The organism is uncultured Spongiibacter sp. (assembly GCF_964011655.1).
In the GTDB taxonomy this organism is placed as follows: Bacteria; Pseudomonadota; Gammaproteobacteria; order Pseudomonadales; family Spongiibacteraceae; genus Spongiibacter; species Spongiibacter marinus.
In genome coordinates, this window is record NZ_CAXGPO010000001.1 from 175,727 (window position 1) to 199,858 (window position 24,132).

Sequence of the window (24,132 nt, forward strand, 5' to 3'; positions counted from 1 at the left end):
CAGCACTCCGATTTTTCAGCCGCTGTCCTCTGCAACCTGAGGGTGCAGGCCCGACACAAGATGAAGGTCTCGCTGCGGGAATGGCACCGTAATACCCGCCTCATTCAGCGCGGAATCCAAGGCCCATAGGTAGGCAGAGCGCGTTGAGCTTTGCTGCGCAGCAAATTCAGGCTTAACCCAAACTAACAGCTCAAAGTCCAAGCTTGAATCGCCAAAACCTTTCATTTGAAGGGTGGGTTGATGCGATGGCGAATCCAACAGGGTTTGATGCTGCGCCGCTACCGCCGCCAAAACAACCTCTCGCAGGCGTTCTTTATCGGTTCCGTAGGCGACGCCAAAGGGAATCCGCAAGCGACAGAAGTTATTGCTCAATGTAAAGTTAGTCACCTTACCGTTCACAAACTCCGAGTTCGGCACCACCACTTCTGCGTTTTCTAGAGTCGTAATTAAGGTTGCCCGAACGCGGATTTCACTGACCACGCCAATCACGCCGCTCTCCAGCTGAACGTAGTCACCGACCTTCAGTGAACGTTCGACCAAAATAATCAAACCGGAAACAAAATTACTGAATATCGCCTGAAGCCCAAAGCCAATGCCCACAGATAACGCAGAGGCGACCAGGGCCAGCTTAGAAAAATCGATACCGACAACAGAGAGTGCGAAAAAACTGCCCAGCACCAACACAACATAGTGGGTGAGGCGTTCCATGGTGTAGAGGGAGCTGGGACTAAAGCCACTGCGCCGCGAGGCAATACCCCTGAGGCTTCGACGCAGTGTTTTGGAAAGCAGCAGCGCAGCAACGACAATCACCGCCCCGGCGAGCAGTGTCCCCAGCGTAATGGGCCGCTCACCCAGCGTGATAAGCGGATAGTTGAGACTACTCTGGACGTTCAGTAGAAAGGCTTCAGGGCTAATAGCGTGTTCCTCACCAGCAAGTACCGCCACGGCAACTTGTTAGATATATAGCGCAGTTGGCGAATTCTACCAGCGATTGACGCTAGCGGCGCCAGCTAATTGTTGCCCCCCACACCACCGGCATAGCGGTATAACGACCGATGGTATCGAGCTGGTTGGTCACGTTATTGTAGTAGTACTCATCGGTGATGTTGCGCCCCCACAGCTGTACCTTCCAAGGCCCCGCCAGCGGCGCAAAGCCTAAGCGCGCATTGATTACCGTATAATCTTCCATGAAAAAGCGTGGATCTTTCTGCAAGGAGGCATTGGTCTCACCCCGATAGCTCAGGTCGCCGCCTATGGAGAGCTCATAGTCGTCGAACAGCGGCAAGGTGTATTCAGCAACAACGGAGTATTCCCATTGCGGGCTGTAATTAAAGGGCTTGCCGCTGAAGTCAAACTCTTCACCGTTGCGATCGCCACTGATGAACTCTTCTACTTCAGTGTCCAGATAGGAGGCCTGAAGGGCGAGGAACAGGCCCGCGAAGGGTGTCATTTTCAAGTCCAGCTCAGCGCCGCGCACGGAGGATTTGGGCGCATTGCGGAGCGCTGGCAACGCCCCGAAAATCGGGTCGCGAAAGTTCGTTACCAGCTGCTTGTCTCGGTAGCGGTAGTCGAATACCGAGGCATTCAATTGCATGCGCTCAAATAAGCGCAACTTCGTTCCCAGCTCTATAGCATCCAGGCGTTCCTGCGTCGCAGGCGCATACTGCACCGAGTCCGAAATATTGATCAGCGGGAAGCTTCCCGACTTGTAGCCCCGACTCAAGCCCAAAAACACCAGCTTCTCCGGCGCGAACTCCCAGTCCACGGCGATGCGCCCGGACACGTTGTCCTCGTGCAGCTCACCAAAAAACCGGCCGGGGCGACGTGTTTCGCTGTCGAGGGTAAAACACCCACCGCGCTCTGCTCTGCCCGGTGCATAACCAGCCATCGGCGCCTGCGCCAGGCTGATCAGCGTTATCGCATTGGCCAAGCCTATCCCTCTGTTCTGGGCTCCCGGTGCTTCCTGATCTGCACCGGGGTTGTCCTCCACATCAACATCGCGGGAACAACCGTTAAACTCACGCAGCTCGTCGGTATAGCGCGCACCAAGAGTCAGCTTCCAGTCCTCAGCGAATTGCCACTCGGTGTTGGCAAAAATCGCCGCCACCTCTGCCGTTTGATTCCCGCCAAAGCCGGAGCGATTGTCCAGCAGTGCAAAGCCGTCACCGAGAAGGCCACCCAGCGGGCCAACCGGGAAGACGATACTGACGTTTTCGTGGTGAAGACGCTGGAATTCATCGACTTCGTCCTCACTGTAGTTCACACCTAACTGCCAAAACAGGTCGTCACCCAATTCGCCGGAAAAACGCAGCTCCGCGTTGTAAAAATCGCTTGTTGCGAACACATTTCGTTCTGTATTAACGGTATCCAGACCCGACTGGGGAATAAAGCTACCGTCAGACTCAAACCGACCCGCCGATAGCAACAGCACCATATCGTGGCGCTCGTCCAACTGATACTCCAGGCGCAGCCCACCCGAGACAAAGCTATCGTTCAGGCGAAAGTTCAGCCCATTGTTCGGCCAGTCGGCCGCCTGGGCATCGCGAGTGTCCGGATCATTAACGGGGTAATTAGCCACGTCAGGGTGCAGGCCAAAATCGCCGAGGATGGCGTTTTGCGACTCAATGGCAATGACCTGAAGCGCTTGCGGTTCTGAGCGATCGCGCCAGCCCGACAGGTGGGTATTCACACTCCATTGCTCGCCCCCTTCCCAGCGCAGCGACAACCGCGCGGCATCGCGATCAACCTCTCCTAAACGGTCGTAGCCGAAGCGGTCGTATTCATTGCCGGGGTCGCGCCCCGTTTTGCCGTTGTAGGCATCACTGCCCGCATAGCGCGTGCGGCTGCGCTGCCAACCCTCTCCCGATTGCGTGGTGGTGTAAGCCAGTCGCGCGAACACGGTATCGGTGACCGGGCCCGACACAAAACCCTCGGCAGCCAGCGTATCGAAACGGCTGTAACTGAGGTCGCCGCCGTATTCGAATTCTTCACTGGGCTTATTGGCAATATAATTGATCGCGCCACCAGTGGTATTGCGGCCGTAGAGCGTGCCCTGCGGGCCTTTCAATACCTCAACGCGCGCCAGATCGAGGTTGCTGCCTTTGCTCATTACCGGGAACGGCAGATTGAACTCGTCAACGTACACACCCACTGTGGCGCTGGCAGTCTGGCTGTTTTCGTTAAAGCCGACCCCACGCAGGGTATAAATAGGAACGTTAAACCCGCCATCCGCGTAGGAAAACCCTGGCAGCAAGCGACCCAGGTCGCGCGTATCGGCCACACCGAGGGCAGTCAAATCTTCGCCGGTGTAGGTGGCAATCGCCAGCGGGATACTGTTGGCCCCTTCCTCTTTCTTCTGGGCGGTGACGATAATTTCTTCAATGTCCAAGCCCCGACTGGGCGTCACGGCCTGGGCCTGTTCGCTCAGACCAAATGCGACAAGGAATAAAAACTTAGGAAGCAGAGAGGGCGTTTGACGAGCCACAAAGATCACCTTTTGCTAACACCGCAACGGTAGCGCGGCATAAAATGACGCGAATGCTAGCAAAATGTGTCGTAAAGCTGGATTTTTTATATAGACCGAAGCGTTATATCCATATAACTAATTATCGGCCAACCGGTTCGTGGCACTGCGCCATTGCCGCAGGAAGGAATCTCGCTGATCCTCACTAACCGCCGCTCGTCCCAGCCACACGCTCAAGATCACCTGCGCAGCCTGCGCGTCTGCCAAGGTGCCAAGGTGAGCCTCGTTGTGATGCAAACTCAAGCCAACATCGGGCTGCCAGCTGAGCCGGTACTTGTCTCCCTTTTCAACACCGAGATACCAACTATTAAAGGTATCAATGGCGCGACGATGAGGTGCTAACTCCTCCTCGCTGTAGCCGTCCGCCAAGCTGTCATCAGTCAATTTGCGAAAACGCTCGGCAGACACCGACAAGCCGTAGCGAATAATAATTTGCTTGGCATAGCTGGGCGTAAGAATGTCTCCCTCCGCGGGCATCGCTTGCTCACCGTCCACCTGTAACTCAGTGTAGGTAATTTCCTTCCAGAGCAATTTATAGGTGTCAGCGGCCACTGTTTGCCAGTTCATGGCCTGAACGGTCCCCGCCACCCCGGCAAGCAGGGTCATTACCACTACAAATCGCCAACCGCCTGCTAATTTACGCATCGTGCACCTCTTCACTTAAGTAACGCAGCTGTTTGCGTCCGAGTAAGAAAAACACTGCCAGCTTCAATACCACCGGCGCCGCAACATAAGCCGCCGTGATCGCCCAATCAGGCGGCACCGACGCTAATTCTGGTTCAAGCTGGCTACCCAGCCATAAATAGCCCACACCAACAGCCAGCCCCATCGCCGCCTTACCCAGCATGCTCCACAGTGCAAATAGACTGGCCGCGATGGCGGTATTCGGTTTTTCTGCCATCAGCTTCTTTGCCAGACCTGTCTGCATCGCTGAGGGAATTGCCTGATCCGCACCGAGCATCAAACCGGTGCCCACACTAATCGCGATAAACCAGTACGCATCGCCTGCCCCAAGCAGTATGGCAAAGCTAAATAAAACCGCCGACAGCACCAACCCGAGGCGCCAGCAGAACAAGCTACCCCACCGCCGCGCGAGACCGTACCACAGCGGCACGGCAAGCAGACCCGCGAGGAAATAGCTCAGAAGCGCTGCCGGAATCATTGCCTCGGCCTCCAACACCTCGCGCATAAACAACACCAGCACGGTACCGGGAATCGCATTCGCCAACATGTTTAAAAACCAGGGTACGGCCAATGCCGACACGCGAGGCTCGGCCAAAAGATGGCGAAAAGGTGCCGCTTCGGTGCCCGGCGGCGGGCGATGACTGCCCTGATATAAAACTGCCACCAAAAGCAGGAGAAGCATGAAGGCCGCCACCGTAATCAGGTACTCCGGTGCAAACACCGCGGGCACCAACATGGCCAGTAGCGTGCCAAACAGCAACATGGCCTCTCGCGCGCTATTAAACGCTAAACGCTGGTCGTCATCCCGGCTAAGCGTCACTGGTAGCGCAAGCCAGGGCACCGTAATCAGCGTCCACCCCAGCATCAACACTACTAATGCCAACAGCAGGCTAACCGTCGGCCAGGGGTGAGGCAGGAATAACAGCGAGGCCGCACTCAGTGTCATGAGCACCCAGCCAGCGAGCCACAATATTCTTCGCGCACCGAGCCGGTCTACCAGCGCGCCAACGGGCAAATCTGTGACAACATCGGCAAGTCGCGCTAAAAAGAAGACCGCTCCGACTAAGGCATAACCATAATTGCCCTGCTCAGCCAGCCACAGCGGCACGTAAATATAAAAGGGCAGCCCAAGGGCGGACAGGGGTAAACCGGGCAAGGCATAGCGAAACAGCCTTCGGGGTTGGGACATGGTAGTATCTCCTTGGATCGCTGAGCACGGACGGGCACAGCCAACACCCTGTTAATTATTTCCCAAAGTCCGTATAAAGTGACATAAGAACAAGGAAAAGTGATCGCAACAGTGAGGGAGTACGTAACTAATAACTCATAAGATCAGAATTGCCCGCACTATGACAACTAAGCAACGAATCGCCATCATCGGCTCAGGTATCTCGGGACTGAGCTGCGCCTGGCTTCTGCAACGCAGTGGCCACGCCATCACCGTATTCGAAAAAGACGATCGCATAGGCGGTCACAGTAACACCGTGGAAATCTCCACAACCGCGGGCACCACGGCGGTAGACACCGGCTTCATCGTGTTCAACGACAAGTGCTATCCCAACCTTGTTAACCTTTTCAAGCAGCTCGGCGTCGACAGCCTCGCCACAGACATGTCATTCGGCGTGTCGCTTGACGACGGCAGACTCGAATACAGCGGCTCGAACTCACTGGCCACTATGTTCGCGCAAAAGCGCAACCTACTGCGCCCTCGCTTTTGGAAAATGCTCTCGGACTTGCTGCGTTTCTACCGAGAAAGCGAAAACTGGATGGAAACCTTGCCTGACAGTATGTCGCTGGGAGAACTACTGAAACGAGAGCGCTTCGGTGCGGGTTTCTGCGACGACCACTTACTGCCAATGGGTGCCGCCATCTGGTCAACGCCGGTAAACCAAATGCTCGCCTATCCGGCCAAAACATTCCTGCGCTTCTGTGAAAACCACGGATTGCTGCAGGTAAAAAATCGGCCGACGTGGCGAACCGTGGTTGGCGGTTCAATCGAGTATGTGAAACGGCTGTCTGCGCCGTTCGAGCAGCACATCAAGCTCAACTGCGGCGTTTCCCGCGTTGACCGTTTCGAGGACCACGTGATTGTTGTCGATGACTCTGGAGAGGCTCATCGCTTTGACCAGGTGGTCTTTGCCTGCCATGCCGATCAGGCGCTCGCGATGCTCAGCCAGAGCAGCGAGGCCGAGCGCAAGACGCTTGGCGCCTTCCGTTACGAGGAGAATCGCGCAGTGTTGCATTGCGATCCTCGTTTGCTCCCCAAGCGACCGACTGTTTGGTCCAGCTGGAATTACATGGGAGACCGCCAGCAAGGTGAAACCAAGGTCTCGGTAAGTTACTGGATGAACGCCCTGCAGCATTTACCATGCGCAGAGCCCATCGTCGTCTCGTTAAACCCGTTGACCGAGCCCCGCGCTCGCCACGTTTTTCGCGAGTTCAGCTATCAGCACCCGGTATTCGATGGCAAGGCACTGGCAGCGCAAACAGACCTCTGGGCATTGCAAGGTCAGCAACGCAGCTGGTTCTGCGGCAGTTATTTTGGCTACGGCTTCCATGAGGATGGCATCCAATCGGGGCTCGCGGTGGCAGAGCGCCTCGGTGGCGGCCTGCGCCCCTGGCAGGTAAAACCGGAGGACGATCGTATCAATCTGCCGCTGCCTGTTGAGGTTAGCAGTTCAGCAGCATGAGTGACGCAAGCAGCGCCCTGTATCGAGGCGAAGTGCTCCACCATCGCTTTCGGCCAGTAAAGCACCGCTTTCGCTACCGTATCGACAGCTTCCTGTTTGACCTGGATAAACTCGAGCAAGACGCCGCGCGCTGTCGCCTGCTGTCGATGAACCGGTTTAACTTGTTTAGTTTTCACTACCGCGACTTCGGCGCTGGCGATGGCCGGGCGCCGAAAGACTACCTCCAACAAACGCTTAGCGAGCACGGTATCGAAGAGCCCCTCCATCGTGCAGAATTACTGTGCTACCCGCGCATCCTCGGCTACACCTTTAACCCCCTCAGCGTTTACTACTGCTACAACGCCAGTAACGACATCTTCGCGGTACTGTACGAGGTCAGCAACACCTTCGGGCAGCGTCATAGCTACTTAATTACTGCCACAGGTGAAGGCCAGAAAGAGATTATTCGCCAGCGTTGCGATAAAGCGTTTTACGTTTCACCCTTTATTCCTATGGAGGCGACTTACCACTTCCGGCTGCGCAAACCAGGCTCCCGATTGGCTGTTGCGATACGTGAGACCGAGGACGGCAAAGCGCTGTTGCACGCTGTATTTCGGGGTGTTCGCCATACACTAAACGACTGGAATTTATTGGGCAGTTTCTTCCGCCTGCCGTTCATGACCGCCAGCGTGATGGTTGCCATTCACTGGCAGGCGCTTAAGCTCTATATCAAGGGTATGCGAATACTTCCCCGCCCCGCTGAACCAAAATACCCTGTCTCTCGTAATGATTCGTAAACCATAAACGTAATCGTTAACGGGATACGCGATGAAGACAGCCGCCATAGAATTACAGCACCAGCTTGGCACCAGCTGGTGGGGAAAACGCCAACGGAACTTGCTGGCAAAGGTGCTTGCACCGCTCGCCAATGCCAAAATCGGTTCACTCACAGTCACTTTACCCAACAAAAGTCAGCTCAGCTTTGGAGACCAACATGACAAGCGGCTGGCACCCAGTGTGATTCTTAATAACTGGAAAGGATTGCGTAAAGCCTTTAGCGGCGGCTCTGTCGGATGGAGCGAAGCCTATATGGATGGCGATTGGGATTGCCCCAACCTGGCTGCGCTGGTGGAGTGGATCGTGGTCAACGAGGAACACTTCGGCGATATGCTGGCGAGCGGCAAAACCAAGCAGTGGCTGCAACGCCTACAACACCGGCGCAACGCAAACAATAAGCGCGGCAGCAAGCGCAATATTGCCTACCACTATGATCTGGGCAATCACTTTTATCGCCACTGGCTGGACGACAGCATGACCTACTCGTCAGCACTATTCGACGAGGGCATTGATGATTTGCGCAGCGCCCAGCACCGCAAATATCAGCGCTTAATTGACGAACTGGCGGTGCAAAGTGGCGACCGCGTGTTGGAAGTGGGCTGCGGCTGGGGCGGCTTTGCCGAACAACTCTGCCAACAACAGGATGTCTCCCTACACGGCATCACCCTATCCAAAGAACAGCTGAGCTATGCCCGGCAACGTATCGCGGACGCCGGCCTTAGCGGCCGAGCCAAATTTAGCCTCACCGATTACCGCGACACCCGCGATCAATACGATCACATTGTTTCCATAGAAATGCTTGAGGCTGTCGGTGAACAGTACTGGCCAACCTATTTCGACACCCTGTATGCCCGCCTCAAACCAGGCGGCAGAGCGGCAATACAGGTGATCACCATTGAAGAAAAACGTTTCGAAGGCTACCGCGACAACCCTGATTTTATCCAGCGCTACATCTTCCCCGGAGGCATGCTGCCCAGCCCTGACATCTTCCGCTCACATGCCAGCAAAGCGGGCTTCGACGTAAAAAGCGAGCTGCCCTTCGGCCTGTCATATGCCAAAACCCTGGCGCACTGGGCGACAGCGTTTAATGCGCGCTGGGAAGACATCGTCCCGCTGGGGTTTGATCAACGCTTTAAACGCATGTGGCAATACTATCTTGGCTATTGCGAAGGCGGCTTTCGCGCAGGCTCGATAGATGTTTATCAATTCGTGCTTGAGAAGCCCCATTGCGCCCCGTAGCCATCATCGGCGCCGGATTGAGCGGCCTGCTTTGCGCAAAAATGCTCAACGAGTGCGGCCTACCCGTCGCCGTCTTTGAAAAGTCGCGCGGCCTGGGCGGGCGACTCGCCCGGCGCAGGCACCCCTGGGGTAACGTTGATATCGGCGCCCCCTTACTTGCCCTGACGCCAGAGCAGTTGCAATACTTCCCCAGGGACGCCATCAGCGCCCAACCATATACCACCGCGCAGTGGCGCGACGATAAATTACTGCCTCAAGCGACGCAAACACACTACACGGCTGCGGGCAGCAACAACCGACTATGCCATGCTCTGGCTGACGGCGTTGAGGTTCGCCGGGGGCAACGAGTGGCCGCCATTCACCCAACATCAACAACGCTGTCATTGCGCGATTACAAAGAGGAGGATCTCGGTGATTTTTCGGCGGTGATTCTCGCCACCCCCGCCCCCCAGGCGCGAGACCTGTTACCCACAACCAGCTCTCTCACCATTGCCGAATCACCCTGGCAAGCGGGCTGGACGGTGATTGTTCAATTTGACGGTGCGTGGACGCCGAGCGAAATAATCGATATTGAATCGCACGCGATACTGCGCCGAATTGTTTGCTTGTCGTCCGCGCCAGGACGGGACCATCAGCACTGCTATTCCATCGAGCTGACCGACGATGCCAGCCACCACTTTGAACAACGCAGCGATAACGAAATTATCGATAGAGTGATGACCGAGCTGGCATCGATAGCGCCCACGCCACCACTGCTACACAGCGACATACAGCGCTGGCGTTTCGCCAGACCGGAAACAGCAGTTATCAGCGACTCACAGCGTGCTGACGACAGCTTGAAAATAGCATTGGCGGGGGATTACTGCGTTGGAGGCAATGCGGAAGGGGCGCTACGCAGCGCCACCTTCGCGGTACAGCGGGTAAAACAGTGGTTGGCCAGCGCCTGTTAGCTATCTACCTCGGCTGCTTTTTTGGCTGCTGCAGCATTGCTGCCGTCAATCCAGGGTTTCAGCAGCTCCAACGCTGTTTTATCGCAGGGCGGCAGATCTTCTTCGCATTCACGCAGCGGCGTCACGCGATCACCCCATTTAATGAGTGCCGCCCCCCAGGTTAGACCTGCACCAAAGGCGGCTGTCAAAATGTGGTCGCCGGGCTTGATGCGGCCCTGCTCAAGCGCTTCACACAACGCAATCGGCACCGTCGCGGCAGAAGTGTTGCCATATTTTTCAATATTAACGATGACCTTTTCTTCCGGCGCCTTCAAACGTTTCATCAGCGTTTCGATAATACGAATATTCGCCTGATGCGGGACCAGCACATCCACGTCTTCAGCAGCCAGCCCGCACTTATCAAGTACGTCCGTTACCGCTTGGCCCATGCCGCGCACCGCGCGTTTAAATATTTCCGGCCCCTCGAAATTGATATCGTAATAACCATCGATACCGGCAAAGCGCTCACGAACGGTACCGGAATCACGCGCCGACAGAATATCGCGCGCGTCGCCATCACAACCCAAACGCTCCGCAAGCATGCCGCTTTCTTCTTCACCTGCTTCAAGGATGACTGCGCCCGCACCGTCGCCAAACAGCACCGCTACATCGCGCATGCTGTAGTCGAGGAAATAGGGGATTCGATCCGCGCCGATTACCAGTACTTTCTTCATTGCACCAGAACGGATCATGGCCGTGCCCACACTTAGACCATAAACAAAACCCGTGCAGGCCGCATTGAGGTCAAAAACCGCCGCATTGGTCGCGCCGATACTGTCCTGCACGAACGACCCCGAATTCGGAATCAGCGTATCCGGGCAAGCGGTTCCCATAATGATCATGTCCAGCTCGGCAGGGTCGAGGTCGGCGGCGGCCAGGGCGCGCTTTGCCGCCATGCTTGCCAGAGTCGCGGTGGACACATGAGAGATTCTGCGCTCTTTGATCCCGGTACGCGTCGAGATCCACTCATCAGACGTATCGAGGAAGGTTGTCAGGTCTTCATTACTCAGCACAGCGGGGGGAACGCATTTACCCCATCCAGTTATCGTCGCGTATGGCATGCACAGGTATCCTCTTCAGTGATGAGCGGCATTATGCCGAGCCAGATCGTTGCTGTCACGCCGCGCATCCAACGGGATATAGAGAGGCAAGCAGGGCCGTTTTGCACCAAAATGATCACTACTTCACAGGCTATACGTATAATCCCTTAGTCGATTGGGCCTTTTTCTGATCATCTGCAAGATTACAGCGTGCTAGCATAGTGACACACAAACAAGCTGTAAGAACCGTGTTGTAAATTCAGAGCGTGGTAAGTATGAAAACGAACAAACGTTGGGGCAATGGCGCCCGAGTAGATGATCTGGTAACCGGCAAGAAACTCCTGCTTGAGGCGGCCGTAAGCTGCTTTGCAGCGAAAGGCGTTAAGTCTACAACCATCGAAGACATTGCCAATGTCGCCAACGTGACGCGGCGGACAGTTTATCGCTACTTCACCGGCAAATCCGACATCATCTCTTCGCTTGTCGATATTGAGCGCAATCGCATGTTCGAACAGCTCAAGGATGTCGTTGCAGAATATAAAGAGGATTTCCCTCGTATGCTGGAAGAGTGTATTTGGTTTACTGCCAACTACCGCCCCGCCGAGGACAACCGCCTGGAAATCACCAGCGGCCGCAATTCCGCAGAGATCATGCCGCACATCGACAACGATGAGTCCGACCGCCTGTGGCGCGAACTGCTCATCGAGCCGCTGCGCAACTACAATGCGCAAACCGGCAAGAGCCTGAGCATTGATGACCTCGTGCCGCTAACTGGACGCTTGGCACTGATTTACCGTCAGCACCCTGTGAGCAAAGCTGAATTCCACGCCAGCATGCGCGCACTGCGCTTCTAATCTCAGCTCCCCCCGCTTTATCTAAACGGCCGCTAGCTTCTAGTGGCCGTTTTTTATTTCTCGCTCTTCTATAGTTAGTTGGCTCATATCACTGCTGCATTGCGCACGCGAATCCAACAAACTAATACGGCCGTATTAGATAAAAATAGTGGGAGCCGATCTATGAATTTTGATTTTTCCGACGACCAGAAAACCATTCAGGACCAAGCTCGCCTCGTTCTGAGCCGAGAATGCCCGCCAGACCGCGCGCGACAGGCCCTTGAGCACGCGAGAGCCTATGACGAAACACTGTGGAAACAGGTGGCCGAGCTTGGCTGGCCTGCCATCGCGATCGACGAAGAATTCGGGGGGCTCGGCATGGGCTACCTGGAGCTGTGCGTCATCGCCCAAGAGCTGGGTCGCGCAGTGGCACCACTGCCCTTTACCGCCTCAGTCTACCTTGCCACCGAGGCGGTAAAACTCTGCGCCAGCGACACCCAGAAGGCTGAATGGCTTCCTCAGTTGGCCAGCGGCGACGCCATAGCCTGTGTTGCCCTGCCCGAAACGCGCAGTGTCAACCACGGTTCCATAAATACCGTCACGGCTAGCAGCGCCGTCTTGAACGGCACGGCTCAGGCTGTTTTGCACGGCCACGCCGCTGATTTCGCCATTGTTGCTGCGCGCGATGACGCTGGCCGCATGGCCTTTTATAAGGCAGACCTCAACCACAGTGCCATACAACGCCAAGTCCAGCCGACAATCGACCCCAGTCAGGCAATGGCCACACTTCAATTTACCGACGCCCCCTCTGAGCCGTTGGGCAGTGGCGAAGATTTCTCCCATTGCTATCAACAGCTACTTGATCGCACCGCCGTACTGCTCAGCTTTGAGCAAGTAGGCGGCTGTGAAGCCGTAATTGATATGGCAAAAACCTATACCGAAGGCCGCTACGCATTCGGTCGCCAAGTTGCCTCTTTTCAGGCGATTAAACACAAGCTCGCCGACATGTTTGTGGCAAAAGAGCTGGCCAAATCCAACGCCTACTATGGGGCGTGGGCCATGACCGATGGCGAACGTGAATTGCCTCTGGCCGCCGCCACCGCTCGCGTCAGCGCAATAAACGCCTACTACTTGTGCAGCAAAGAGAACATTCAGGCCCACGGCGGCATGGGGTTCACCTGGGAGTTTGACTGCCACCTTTACTACCGACGCGCCCAGATACTCTCAAGCGTTATCGGCAGCGCCCCCGTCTGGAAAAACCGCCTCACCGAACAACTGCTAACTGCTTAAGCACCGGAGCTGACAATGGACTTCAAAGATACCCCCGAACAAGCAGCGTTTCGCGCAGAAGTACGCCAATGGCTCACTGCCAATGCGCGCCCAAAACAAACCGGCGCGGGTCGACCCTCCCAGGCCGAACGCTATGAAGATGCCAAACGCTGGTACAAAAAAGTGGCCGACGCGGGATTTGCCTGCCTCGACTGGCCTAAAGAGTATGGCGGCGCTGGCTTGAGCCAGATCCACAAAGTGATTTGGTCTCAAGAAGTGGCCAATTATGCCGAGCCCGATGGCTACTTTGTTATTGGCATAGGCAACTGTGGTCCGGCGATTATGCACTTCGCCAGCGAGCAGCAAAAACAGCACTTGCTACCAAGAATGGCCAGCGCTGAAGATGTTTGGTGCCAAATGTTTTCGGAACCGAGTGCCGGCTCCGACGTCGCCGGGCTGCGCACCAGCGCAGTCAAGCAAGGTAACAAATGGGTAGTAAACGGCCAGAAAATCTGGACCTCTGGCGCCCAGCACTCGGACTACGGTGTTATTTTGTGCCGCACCGATACCGAGGTGTCTAAATACCGCGGCATGACGATGTTTTACATCGATATGCACCAGCCCGGCGTGGAGGTTAAGCCCATCAAGCAAATGGATGGCGACGCGCATTTTAATGAAGTATTTTTCAATGACGCCGAGATTCCAGACAGCCAGCGGCTCGGCGAGATTGGCGGCGGCTGGGGCGCTGCGCTGTTAGTGCTGATGAACGAGCGCCTTGCGATCTCCGGTGTCCAGCCGGACGGCTTCCCAGAGCTCCTGCAATTAGTCAAAACGCTGCAGATAGACGGCGAGCCAGTATCCGACAACCCCTCTGTGCGCGAGCATTTGGCCGATTGGTACTGCCAGCACGCCGGGATCAAGGCCTCCACCAACCGCATGCTCACCGCTGTGGCCAAAGGGGGAATGCCCGGCGCCGAAGCCGCGCTCGGAAAACTGGTCGGTGCCGTGATGAATCAAGACATTGCCAACTATGCCCTGCAATTGCTCGGTGAAAGCGGCCCGGTGATGAACCCCGACTTCGCGCCGCAGCAGGCCCACTTCCAGAAAACCGCCCTGTTCTCTCCCGGTATTCGCCTGGCGGGTGGTACCGATGAAGTCATGCGCAATATCATTGCCGAACAGGTATTAGGCATGCCTCAGGAGCCCAGAGCGGATAAGGGCATGGCATTCAAAGACATCCCATCCGGCAACCAATCTGCTTAGCCAGCATGCACGGAAGTGATAGTCGGTAGCGGCCAGGCCTGTTAACAGGCCCTAGGTAAATGCCGCTACCGACTATTGCGTATACGCAGGAAGATATGACATTGCTACAGTCACTCCAGTATTAAAAATACCGAATCACTGGGGGCTACCATGGCAACGCAATTTTTAAAGCGCCGCTCCAACGCGCAATTATCGGCAAAAAAAGACACCGACAGCATTTTCCGACCTCGGGCCGCCGCCCGCCGTCTTTCTCGCCTAGGCCTCAACCACAGCGAATGGTGGCTGAGCGTGGACTACGCGGAATTCATCGACGCCAGCGCCAACACCGCTCGCGCTTAAGCTCAGCAATTCACGTGATTATCAACACCGATATGCGGTGACACATCAACCAAGGCAACGTGTGCTAACACCGTGCACAGCGCACATTTTTCTACAGCACTTCACTGATTACGGGCTTTTCCCTATACTGCTGCCGAGCCGCTATCACTATGGTTAACACTCGAACAGCGCAACTACTTAAGCGCACAGCAGAGGACACAGTGATGGCAACAGCAGCGAACAGCACAAACTCTATCTTCAGCGAAAATAAGCATCGCGGCCGCCCTATCGATCAATTCCGTAGCAACCGCGATGAGTGGTGGCTCAATGTGAACTACGCTGAAACCATTGATATGAAAGATGCCATTAGCCACCAGGCAATGCGAGTCAACGCGGCGCGCTAGTTTTCGCCGCGCAATTAGGGCGCGGCACTATGATTAACTGGCAAGACGTCGACACCGTTCTGTTAGACATGGACGGCACACTACTCGACCTGCACTACGACAATTTTTTCTGGACACAGCACCTCCCCCGCCGGTACACCGAGATTCATGGCGGCGACCTCCAAACCGTTAGCGAAGAACTGATCGCCCGCATCATGGCTGAGCGTGGCTCACTGAACTGGTACTGCCTCGACTACTGGTCTGAAGAGCTTCAACTCGACATCACCGCGCTCAAACGCGAAATTAGCCACCTCATTCGCATGCACCCCAGCACAGAACGATTTTTGAATGCCCTGCAACGCAGCGGCCGGGATGTTTGGCTGGTCACCAATGCCCACCAGGGCGGCCTCGATATCAAGCTGGAAAAAACCGGCCTTGGTCAGTGGGTTCAGCGCATCATTACCTCTCACGAACTCGCCCTGCCCAAGGAGGACGACACCTTCTGGCAAAAGCTCGCCCAACACTGGCATTACGAGCCCGCTCGCAGCCTGCTGATTGACGATACCGCCACCGTGTTAGACTCTGCCGCTCGCCACGGTATACGCCACTTAATTACCATGAAGCGCCCCGACAGTCGCGCGCCCCTGCGCCAGGGGTTATGCTACCCCGCTATTGAGCATTTTGACGAAATTCTGCCAATACCACCGCGAGACCGAGATTGAGCAAAGACATACAACGCCTTCGCCTGGATAAGTGGCTGTGGGCCGCCCGTTTCTACAAAACCCGCAGCATCGCAAAACAGGCCATAGAGGGCGGCAAAGTGCATTATAATGGCGCCCGCTGCAAGGTAAGCAAGGAAGTAGAAGTGGGCGGCATGCTAACGCTGCGCACCGGCTGGGACGAGCGCGAAGTCGAGATTATCGCTATCTCCGACCAGCGGCGTGGCGCGCCCGAAGCCGCCTTACTCTACCGCGAAACCGACGCCAGTATCACCAAGCGCCAGCAGAATGCAGCCGACCGGAAAGCGCTGGGGGCTGCAGCAGGGGTACTGCGCAGCGAGCGCCCCAATAAGAAACAGCGCCGCCAAATTCACCGATTCCGCGAACAACAGGACTAAACAGCCCCTTATGAGTGATCAAATTCACCGCTTCATTTTCGACGGCAGTGATGTGCGAGGCGTGCATATCCAGATTCAGCAAAGCTATCGCGAGATGCTGGAAAACCACCACTACCCGCCAGCCGTCGCGGCTTTGCTGGGGGAATTCTTGGTTGCCGCAGCCCTGCTGAGTGTCACCATTAAATTTCGCGGCAGCCTGATTCTGCAGGTTCGCGGGGACGGTCAGGTCCCACTCATTATGGCCGAGGCAAATTCCAACGGCGATATTCGCGGCATTGCTCGCGACGCCGGCCAGGCGATCGGCGAGGACTTTCATAGCCTGCTGGGCAACGGCCAGCTAGCCATCACTATCGACCCTGAAAAAGGGCAACGTTATCAAGGAATTGTCAGCTTAGATGGCGCGAATCTCGGCGCGTGTATAGAGGCCTACTTCCGCCAGAGCGAGCAATTGGCCACCCGCTTGTGGCTATCCGCCGATGGCGAAACCGCCGCGGGTATCCTGCTACAAGAGCTGCCGGAGCAACAAAGTGATGCCGCCGTTTGGCAACACCTCACCACCCTGGCCGATACCGTTCAACAAGAAGAGCTACTGACACTCAGCGCAGACCGCTTGCTGTACCGCCTGTACCACCAAGAAACGGTGCGGGTATTCGAGCCCAAGTCGCTAAAATTCGTCTGTAGCTGCAGCCAGCAACGCATGGAATCCGCACTGGTTTCTCTGGGTCGAGAAGAGCTGGAGAGCATTCTCAGTGAGCAGGGGAAAATAGATAGCCACTGCGAGTTCTGCCACCGCCAATTCCACTTTGACGCCGGGGATATTGCCAATCTCTTTGGTGACCCAGCGCCCAACACTCGACATTGAGTGAAAAAAAACCAAAATCGCCGCAGATCGGCGGCGATCAGGGTTAGCGCCGCTTGGCGATTTTTGCAATAATAGCCGCCTTCAAAATCTGGCCACCCGCGCGGGGGGTTTACCCCGATCAACTGTGACCTCCTAATGTCCCCAGGGACGACGTGACAGGAATACCGAGAATGAGTGCTGAAACAACTGTTTATAAAGATTTAACCCCCGCCCAATTAATCGAGCAAGCGCTGGCCCGCGGCGAAGGCCAACTGGCCGACACAGGCGCGCTGGTGGTAACCACTGGCAAGCGTACCGGCCGTTCTCCCGGTGACCGCTTTGTTGTTCAAGAGCCATCAACGGCTGACAGCATCGATTGGGGCAGTGTTAACCGCCCCTTCGACGCCGCCAAATTTGATGCGCTGTGGAGCCGTGTAGAAGACTACCTCGCCGACCACGATCGCTTCGTTTCTAACTTGCACGTTGGCGCTCACGAAGATCACTACATTCCCGTTGTTGTTAACACGCAAACCGCTTGGCAAGGCCTGTTTGGTCGCAACATGTTTGTACGCCCTGAGAAGTACAACCCAAAAGCCAAGGAAGAGTGGACAATTCTGAACTGCGCGGGCTTTGTATGCGACCCCGAGCGCGATGGCACTAACTCTGACGGCTGCGTCATCATTAACTTCGCCCAGCGCAAAGTACTGCTGGCAGGCATGCGTTACGCCGGTGAAATGAAGAAAGCCATGTTCTCTGTGCAAAACTTCCTGCTGCCAGAGAAAGACGTTATGCCAATGCACTGCTCAGCGAACGTCGATGAGCAAGGCAACACCACCTTATTCTTTGGCCTGTCTGGCACGGGTAAAACCACCCTGTCTGCCGACCCTAGCTGCTACCTGATCGGCGACGACGAGCACGGCTGGGCGAAGGGCTCGGTATTCAATATTGAAGGCGGCTGCTACGCTAAAACCATCAACCTGAGCCAGAAGAACGAGCCCATCATCTGGGACGCCATCCGCTTCGGCGCCATCGTTGAAAACGTAGTAATCGACCAAAACAGCCGCACCGCAGACTACGACGACACAAGCCTGACGGAAAACGGCCGCTGCTGTTACCCACTGGAAAACGTTGAAAAACGCGTTATCGAGAATGCCGCCGGCGAACCGAAAACCGTTATCTTCCTGACTTGTGACGTGTCAGGCGTTTTGCCTCCGATCTCTATCCTGTCCAAAGAAGCGGCGGCTTTCCACTTCCTGAGCGGCTACACCGCCCGCGTTGGCTCAACTGAGCTGGGCGCAGAAGCAGGTATCCACCCCACTTTCTCCACGTGCTTTGGTGCGCCCTTCATGCCGCGTCCCGCAGGCGAATACGCCGAACTGTTGATGAAGCGTATCGAAGACTTCGACTCTCAGGTTTACCTGATCAACACCGGCTGGACTGGCGGCTCAGGCGCAGCTGGCGGCACCGGTTCGCGCTTCCCCATCCCAGTGACTCGCGCTGTGGTTGCCGCTGCACAAAGTGGCGCGTTGATCGGCGCAGAAACCGAGCAACTGGATATTCTGAACCTGACTATCCCCAAGGCAATTCCGGGCGTAGACGACAAATACATCAACCCACGCAAGGCGTGGGGCGATGAAGCAGCCTACGACCAGGAAGCCAGCAAATTGGCGAAACTGTTCCAAGAGAACATCACCAAGTTTGACGTCTCTGACGCTATCGTAGCCGCTGGCCCGAAAAGCTAAGCGAATAATAGCCGGATAGCAAAAAGGGCAGCCCTTGGGCTGCCCTTTTTTATGCGCGACGGTTTCATACTGAAACCGCCCGTCACTGCGGCACTTCTCTCTTAGCGTATTACGCGACGGCCAAGTGCTCACTCACGTGGAATAACCGGCGGCGCAGGCCCGTCAATTCAAAGGGCCGCCACTGACCCTCTCGTTGAGAGAGACGGTCGGCCAAGGCATACAGCACTGCCAAATTATGGGTCATCCCCATATGGCTCGCTGGTACCCGTAAATTTTCGCTCTGTTCGCCCGGTTCCTGATGAACGCAGTACTTCCAATCCACAATACCGTCACTGGCGCTATACATCGCCGTAGAAGGCACTGGCGGCGCACTGCACCACTCCTCCCGCCAATTCAGCATGGGGTCATCCATCGCCCCGGGGTTAAGCATTTCGTATAACTTCAACACAGGGCCGGATACACCGCGCATTTCCGGAATATTTACCGGCGAGCCCAGTGTCACCACCTGGCGAATAAAGTCGGGATTCCGCTGGGCAAGGCTGCGAGCATATATGCCACCCAGGCTCCACCCCACCAGACTGACTTTACGCCCATAGCGGCTCGCCAAATCCTTTACATGGCGCTCGAAATTCAGGTAAACCTGCTCGCGCAGCCCTGTATTCAGACCCTGCTCCCAACCATAGGCATCGAACCCAGCTTGACGCAAAGCTCGTCGCATTACCGAGGTTGCGACATCGCTGGTCATAAATGACGGCGCAATCACCACTGGGTGACCGTCGCCTGAAGATAAATGACGGTGAAAACCGCGCATGGAGATTGCCGAAAAAATCTCTGCAAGAGAACGCAACTCTTTCGCGGTACTGCGTGAGGCCGCAGCATTAGTGCTAGTTTCCATCTTTTTCTCTCTTATTATTCGGGTTCGTAACAGCGACCCTGTCATATTATCTAAACAGTATTCGGCGGCACTGGCAATCCTTTCCGTCACCTCCTACCGGCCGTGAGATAATTCGACCCTCTGCGACACAATGTTTGGAAACGTGCACTTTAGTATGCCCTTTCTAATTTTTATGCGTAACGTTCACCCCATACAGCGAGACCGGCGGCCAGCAGTTTGCGCCGTCGCTGATAACACACATTACGGGGCATCCCCCAAGAGAGGAACGTACTATGAGCGACGCAAAAACTAACTTCGTTGAGAAAGCAAACACTGTTGCCAAAGATGTATTTTTGGCTCAACTGGGCTTGGCTGGTAAAGCGTTTGAGCAAAGCCAAGAGCTGGCTAAATTGACCGAAGAAAAAATCAAGGCAACTGAAGCTAAGTACAAAGATCTGTACGCAAAGCGCAACGAAATTTTTGAAGGCCTGGTAAGCCGTGGCGAGCAAGTACAAAGCAGCGCCATTGCCAAGTTTGAAGAAAGCAAAGAGCAAGTTGTTGCCAAGATCAACGAAACAAAAACCGAAGCGACTGCCAAGCTTGAGTCAGTAAAAAGCGAAGCGGTAGACGTGCGCATTAAAGAGCTGCGTGAAAGTCTGGAAAGCAACCTCGAAAAGGTAAAAGGCTTGGTTTCTCGCAAGAGTGAAGATGCTGTAGCAACAGAAGCTGCTGCATCGTAATTGAGCATTTTGGCGGTCACTTTGACCGCCTACCCCCCTAGGTCCTTACCCTAACTATGCTTTGCACGATGCGCCAACTTGGTCATCGTGCTTTTTTGCATCAGTGCGGAGCTCCACTCTCACTGCTGCGCAAAAACGTTTCGCACATTGGAGAATCTTATGAGCAACGACAGCAAGAAAAGCCTGAAAGACGTTTCTTCTCAAGCCGGTGAACTGGCAAAAAGCATTTGGCTGGCTGGCCTTGGTGCATACGGCCGCGCCTACGACGAAGCACAAGAAGTCTACGAAAAAGCAAGCAAAGACAGCCCACGCCTGTTCAAAGAGTTGGTCGACAAGGGCAACAAACTGGAAGTGCAAGCTCGCGAAAAACTGGGCGAAGCCAGCAATATTGGCAAGACTATTTCCATTGAAGAGCGCATCAGCAAAATGCGCGCAAGCCTGGGCTTTGGTCACACTGCCAGCGCCGACGACCTCGAGCGTCTCGAGAAAAAACTGGATGCACTGAGCAAGAAAGTCGATGCACTGAGCAAGGCCAGCAAAGCGCCAGCAAAGGCGGCCCCCGCTAAGAAAGCTGCCGCGAAGAAAACTGCAGCCAAAAAAGCGCCCGCGAAAAAGGCCGCTGCAAAGAAAGCTGCCGAGTAAGCCCTTCGCGACCCGCTTTTTAGCGGGTCGCGTCCTCTCTGGACAAGCGCCCACAGGCGTGTCACTTTAACGCCCTGTCGATGAATATGGGTGGTTAACTCAGGGATGAAAACCCGCGAAAAAATCCTGCTGGCAAGCTTGGCCCTATTCAATGACGAGGGCGAAGCCAACGTCACCACCGTCGATATCGCCAATGAGCTGGACATCAGCCCCGGCAATCTCTACTACCACTTCCACGGCAAAGAAGAAATTATCGAAGAGCTGTTCTCTGCCTTTGAGCTAGAGCTCAGCGATATTCTGCAAGCCCCGCTGCAAAAAAGCCTAAGTCCCCAAGACGCTTGGTTTTATCTGTATATTGTTTTCGAGCAACTGTTTAAGCACCGTTATTTATACCGCAACCTCAACGATATTTTACAGCGCTACCCCGATATCGACCGTCGCTTCCGCAAACTACTCAATCTAAAATTACAAGCTGCCGAAGCCGTTGCCGAAGAGCTGGTCGCCGCGGGAATTCTGGACACCACCGGCACACCACTTTCGCGCCTCTGCGACAACGTCGTACTCAATCTCACATTCTGGCTAAACTACAACAGCCTGAGAGAGAAAAATTGCGCCGACGAGATCACCATCCACCGAGGCGTCTTTCATCTTATGTCGCTGGTTGCCCCCTATCTCACGGCGGACTTCCGCTACTTCTACGACGAGTGCTGCACCCTTTTCGACGTATTAACCAAAGACGCCTAAAACCTCGCCGCGAGCGCGAAGTTTCTGCATAATGTGGCGTTTTTACGCGGTATCAGGCCACACATTATGCAAGCAATTTCGAGTCGTATTGCCCAGGAATTGGGCGTAAAAGAATCACAGGTTAGCGCCGCTGTTAACCTGCTTGATGACGGCGCCACGGTCCCCTTTATTTCTCGTTACCGAAAAGAAGTCACCGGCGGGCTCGACGATAGCCAAATGCGCGAGCTGGAGAGCCGCTTAGGCTACCTTCGCGAAATGGAAGAGCGCCGCGACAGTATTCTTAACAGCATACGCGAGCAGGGCAAACTCAGCGCCGAACTTGAGGCAGACATTCTGGCGGCAGATAGCAAGAATCGACTCGAAGACCTCTATCTCCCCTACAAACCCAAACGCCGCACCAAGGGCCAAATTGCCATAGAGGCTGGCCTGGAACCGCTGGCCAATGCCCTGTTCGACAACCCAAACCTCGACCCGAACACTGAGGCAGTCGCTTACATCGACGCCGAGCAGGGTCTTGCCGACAGCAAAGCCGTGCTAGACGGTGCCAAATATATTCTTATGGAGCGCTTCAGCGAAGACGCCAACTTGATCGCCAAGCTGCGTAGCTACCTTTGGGAAAACGCGCAGCTGAGTAGCACGGTAATGGCTGGCAAAGAAGAAGAGGGCGCAAAATTTCGCGACTATTTCGCGCACAGCGAGCCGCTAAAAAGTGCCCCTTCTCATCGCGCTTTGGCCATGTTCCGCGGGCGCAATGAGGGCATTCTGGCGCTGAGCTTGGTCGCGGGTGAGCCAGATGCCAAAATTCACCCCTGTGAACTGATGCTGGCAGAACACCTATCTCTGCAGGATCAAGGTCGCCCCGCCGACAGTTGGCTACGGGAAGTACTGCGTTGGACCTGGCGAATCAAACTCTACACCCACCTTGAAACCGATCTGCTCGGCCGGCTTCGAGAGCAAGCCGACGCCGGCGCTATCGAGGTATTCGCCAGAAACTTAAAAGACCTTCTACTCGCCGCCCCAGCAGGGCCACGTGCGACCATCGGGCTCGACCCCGGCCTGCGTACCGGTGTTAAAGTCGCAGCGGTTGACGCCACCGGCAAGGTATTGGATCACGGCGCTATTTTCCCGAATCCACCGCAAAATCGACAGGCGGAGGCCGCTGCCAGCCTGCTCGCGATGATTAAAACTCACAATATAGAATTGATCGCCATCGGTAACGGCACCGCCAGTCGCGAGACCGAGCGCTTTGTCAAAGACCTGCTTTCCGCCCACCCCGAACTGGGCTGTACCAGTATCATGGTCAACGAGTCAGGGGCGTCGATCTATTCCGCATCGGAGTACGCGGCGCGGGAATTCCCCGACCTGGACGTAACCATCCGCGGGGCCATTTCTATCGCCCGACGATTGCAGGATCCGCTGGCCGAACTGGTGAAGATAGATCCCAAGTCCATTGGTGTTGGCCAGTATCAGCACGATGTCTCGCAAACGGCGCTGTCTCGCAGCCTGGAAGCCGTCGTTGAGGACTGTGTTAACGCCGTCGGCGTGGACGTGAACACCGCATCACCTGCGCTGTTGTCGCGGGTGTCGGGGCTCAATCAGTCGATATCGGCGAATATTGTCGACTACCGCAACCAGCATGGCGCCTTCCGCAACCGCGCGCAGCTGATGGAAGTTAGTCGCTTTGGGGCCAAAACCTTTGAGCAAGCCGCCGGCTTTTTACGCGTAATGGGCGGTGAAAACCCTCTGGACAGCTCTGCGGTTCACCCAGAGTCTTACTCCGTAGTGGAAAAAATTGTGCAGCGCTGCGGTCGAGAGGTCAGTAACCTGATCGGTGATAGTCGCTTCCTGAAAAGCCTCAACGCCGCCGACTACGCCGACGACAGCTTCGGTATCCCCACCGTCAGCGATATTATTAACGAGCTGGATAAACCGGGCCGCGACCCGCGGCCGGAATTCAAAACCGCCGAATTCAAAGATGGCATTGAAAAGATCTCTGATCTTGAAGCCGATATGGTGCTGGAAGGCGTAGTAACCAATGTGACCAACTTTGGCGCCTTTGTGGATATTGGCGTTCATCAAGATGGCTTGGTCCATATTTCTGCGCTTTCCGAGAGTTTTGTAAAAGACCCTCACAGCGTTGTGAAGGCCGGCGATATCGTGAAAGTGAAGATCATGGATGTTGACGCCGCGCGTAAGCGTATTGCCCTGTCCATGCGCCTGAGCGATCAGGCCAGCGACCACCAAGCCGAGGGCAGGGGCGGCCGCCGACCTGAACGCAGTAATCGCGACGTCAAACAGCAGCAGAAAAAACAGCAAAACGCCCCCGGCGGCACGATGGCAGCGCTCTTTGCTCAAGCGAAACAGGGCAAAGGCAAACGCCTGTAG

General features: G+C 55.6%; 23 protein-coding genes. 17 read left to right on the forward strand and 6 right to left on the reverse strand.

The window, feature by feature from the left end:
* Positions 1-15 precede the first annotated feature (15 nt).
* The 4 genes from ABNS66_RS00845 to ABNS66_RS00860 all read right to left on the reverse strand — a co-directional run bounded on the left by ABNS66_RS00845 (position 16) and on the right by ABNS66_RS00860 (position 5,396).
* Entirely contained in the window at positions 16-945 is a 930-nt protein-coding gene (locus ABNS66_RS00845) for a mechanosensitive ion channel domain-containing protein (RefSeq protein ID WP_286837416.1), read from the reverse strand.
* A 52-nt stretch (positions 946-997) separates the two neighbouring features.
* Positions 998-3,484 (reverse strand): TonB-dependent receptor, encoded by a 2,487-nt coding sequence (locus tag ABNS66_RS00850; protein ID WP_286837419.1) that lies wholly within the window; start codon positions 3,482-3,484, stop codon positions 998-1,000.
* Between the two features lie 117 nt (positions 3,485-3,601).
* Entirely contained in the window at positions 3,602-4,168 is a 567-nt protein-coding gene (locus ABNS66_RS00855) for a chalcone isomerase family protein (protein WP_286837421.1), read from the reverse strand.
* Positions 4,161-5,396: an MFS transporter gene (locus ABNS66_RS00860; protein WP_286837423.1), complete on the reverse strand. Its 1,236-nt coding sequence runs from the start codon at positions 5,394-5,396 to the stop codon at positions 4,161-4,163. Before ABNS66_RS00860 ends, ABNS66_RS00855 begins: the two co-directional genes overlap by 8 nt.
* Before the next feature lie 160 nt (positions 5,397-5,556).
* On the opposite strand from ABNS66_RS00860, the gene ABNS66_RS00865 reads away from it, so the two are divergent.
* The 4 genes from ABNS66_RS00865 to ABNS66_RS00880 are packed head-to-tail and all read left to right on the forward strand — an operon-like array spanning position 5,557 to position 9,902.
* Positions 5,557-6,897, forward strand: a complete 1,341-nt coding sequence (locus ABNS66_RS00865) for an NAD(P)/FAD-dependent oxidoreductase (protein ID WP_286837425.1) — start codon at positions 5,557-5,559, stop codon at positions 6,895-6,897.
* Positions 6,894-7,673 carry a DUF1365 domain-containing protein gene (locus ABNS66_RS00870; protein WP_286837427.1) on the forward strand — a complete coding sequence of 260 codons (780 nt, stop codon included), beginning with the start codon at positions 6,894-6,896 and terminating at the stop codon, positions 7,671-7,673. The genes ABNS66_RS00865 and ABNS66_RS00870 overlap by 4 nt, the downstream gene beginning before the upstream one ends.
* A gap of 31 nt (positions 7,674-7,704) precedes the next feature.
* Positions 7,705-8,952, forward strand: coding sequence for a cyclopropane-fatty-acyl-phospholipid synthase family protein (locus tag ABNS66_RS00875; protein ID WP_286837428.1), 1,248 nt, complete (start codon positions 7,705-7,707; stop codon positions 8,950-8,952).
* Positions 8,940-9,902 (forward strand): FAD-dependent oxidoreductase, encoded by a 963-nt coding sequence (locus ABNS66_RS00880; protein WP_286837430.1) that lies wholly within the window; start codon positions 8,940-8,942, stop codon positions 9,900-9,902. The genes ABNS66_RS00875 and ABNS66_RS00880 overlap by 13 nt, the downstream gene beginning before the upstream one ends.
* On the opposite strand, the gene ABNS66_RS00885 is transcribed toward ABNS66_RS00880, so the two are convergent.
* Positions 9,899-11,002, reverse strand: coding sequence for a ketoacyl-ACP synthase III (locus ABNS66_RS00885; RefSeq protein ID WP_204994803.1), 1,104 nt, complete (start codon positions 11,000-11,002; stop codon positions 9,899-9,901). The genes ABNS66_RS00880 and ABNS66_RS00885 overlap by 4 nt on opposite strands.
* 254 nt (positions 11,003-11,256) lie before the next feature.
* On the opposite strand from ABNS66_RS00885, the gene ABNS66_RS00890 reads away from it, so the two are divergent.
* From ABNS66_RS00890 to ABNS66_RS00930, 9 genes are all read left to right on the forward strand, one after another.
* Complete coding sequence (locus ABNS66_RS00890; RefSeq protein WP_286695216.1) at positions 11,257-11,835, forward strand: TetR/AcrR family transcriptional regulator; 579 nt, start codon at positions 11,257-11,259, stop codon at positions 11,833-11,835.
* Between the two features lie 162 nt (positions 11,836-11,997).
* On the forward strand, positions 11,998-13,104 hold the full coding sequence (locus tag ABNS66_RS00895) for an acyl-CoA dehydrogenase family protein (RefSeq protein WP_286837432.1): 1,107 nt from the start codon (positions 11,998-12,000) through the stop codon (positions 13,102-13,104).
* Positions 13,105-13,119: 15 nt separating this feature from the next.
* Positions 13,120-14,346, forward strand: a complete 1,227-nt coding sequence (locus ABNS66_RS00900; protein ID WP_286837433.1) for an acyl-CoA dehydrogenase family protein — start codon at positions 13,120-13,122, stop codon at positions 14,344-14,346.
* Positions 14,347-14,496: 150 nt separating this feature from the next.
* A complete protein-coding gene (locus ABNS66_RS00905; RefSeq protein ID WP_204994807.1) occupies positions 14,497-14,685 on the forward strand; it encodes a hypothetical protein in 189 nt (62 codons plus the stop codon).
* Positions 14,686-14,888: 203 nt separating this feature from the next.
* On the forward strand, positions 14,889-15,068 hold the full coding sequence (locus ABNS66_RS00910; RefSeq protein ID WP_204994808.1) for a hypothetical protein: 180 nt from the start codon (positions 14,889-14,891) through the stop codon (positions 15,066-15,068).
* A 29-nt stretch (positions 15,069-15,097) separates the two neighbouring features.
* Entirely contained in the window at positions 15,098-15,769 is a 672-nt protein-coding gene (gene yrfG / locus ABNS66_RS00915; RefSeq protein WP_204994809.1) for a GMP/IMP nucleotidase, read from the forward strand.
* An 8-nt stretch (positions 15,770-15,777) separates the two neighbouring features.
* Positions 15,778-16,164: a S4 domain-containing protein gene (locus ABNS66_RS00920; protein WP_286837520.1), complete on the forward strand. Its 387-nt coding sequence runs from the start codon at positions 15,778-15,780 to the stop codon at positions 16,162-16,164.
* A 10-nt stretch (positions 16,165-16,174) separates the two neighbouring features.
* Positions 16,175-17,026 carry an Hsp33 family molecular chaperone HslO gene (gene hslO, locus ABNS66_RS00925; RefSeq protein ID WP_286837435.1) on the forward strand — a complete coding sequence of 284 codons (852 nt, stop codon included), beginning with the start codon at positions 16,175-16,177 and terminating at the stop codon, positions 17,024-17,026.
* A gap of 170 nt (positions 17,027-17,196) precedes the next feature.
* Complete coding sequence (locus ABNS66_RS00930; protein ID WP_204994811.1) at positions 17,197-18,747, forward strand: phosphoenolpyruvate carboxykinase; 1,551 nt, start codon at positions 17,197-17,199, stop codon at positions 18,745-18,747.
* Between the two features lie 109 nt (positions 18,748-18,856).
* Here the strand turns inward: ABNS66_RS00930 and ABNS66_RS00935 are convergent, their stop codons facing one another.
* The gene (locus ABNS66_RS00935; RefSeq protein WP_286837436.1) at positions 18,857-19,642 is read right to left on the reverse strand and encodes an alpha/beta hydrolase; all 786 of its coding nucleotides are present in this window, start codon (positions 19,640-19,642) and stop codon (positions 18,857-18,859) included.
* Positions 19,643-19,914: 272 nt separating this feature from the next.
* Here ABNS66_RS00935 and ABNS66_RS00940 point away from each other — a divergent pair, with 272 nt between their 5' ends.
* From ABNS66_RS00940 to ABNS66_RS00955, 4 genes are all read left to right on the forward strand, one after another.
* Positions 19,915-20,361, forward strand: coding sequence for a hypothetical protein (locus ABNS66_RS00940; protein ID WP_027873297.1), 447 nt, complete (start codon positions 19,915-19,917; stop codon positions 20,359-20,361).
* A gap of 159 nt (positions 20,362-20,520) precedes the next feature.
* Positions 20,521-21,003 (forward strand): phasin family protein, encoded by a 483-nt coding sequence (locus ABNS66_RS00945; protein ID WP_036255753.1) that lies wholly within the window; start codon positions 20,521-20,523, stop codon positions 21,001-21,003.
* A gap of 105 nt (positions 21,004-21,108) precedes the next feature.
* A complete protein-coding gene (locus ABNS66_RS00950) occupies positions 21,109-21,747 on the forward strand; it encodes a TetR/AcrR family transcriptional regulator (protein WP_204994814.1) in 639 nt (212 codons plus the stop codon).
* 66 nt (positions 21,748-21,813) lie between these two features.
* Positions 21,814-24,132 (forward strand): Tex family protein, encoded by a 2,319-nt coding sequence (locus ABNS66_RS00955; protein WP_286837439.1) that lies wholly within the window; start codon positions 21,814-21,816, stop codon positions 24,130-24,132.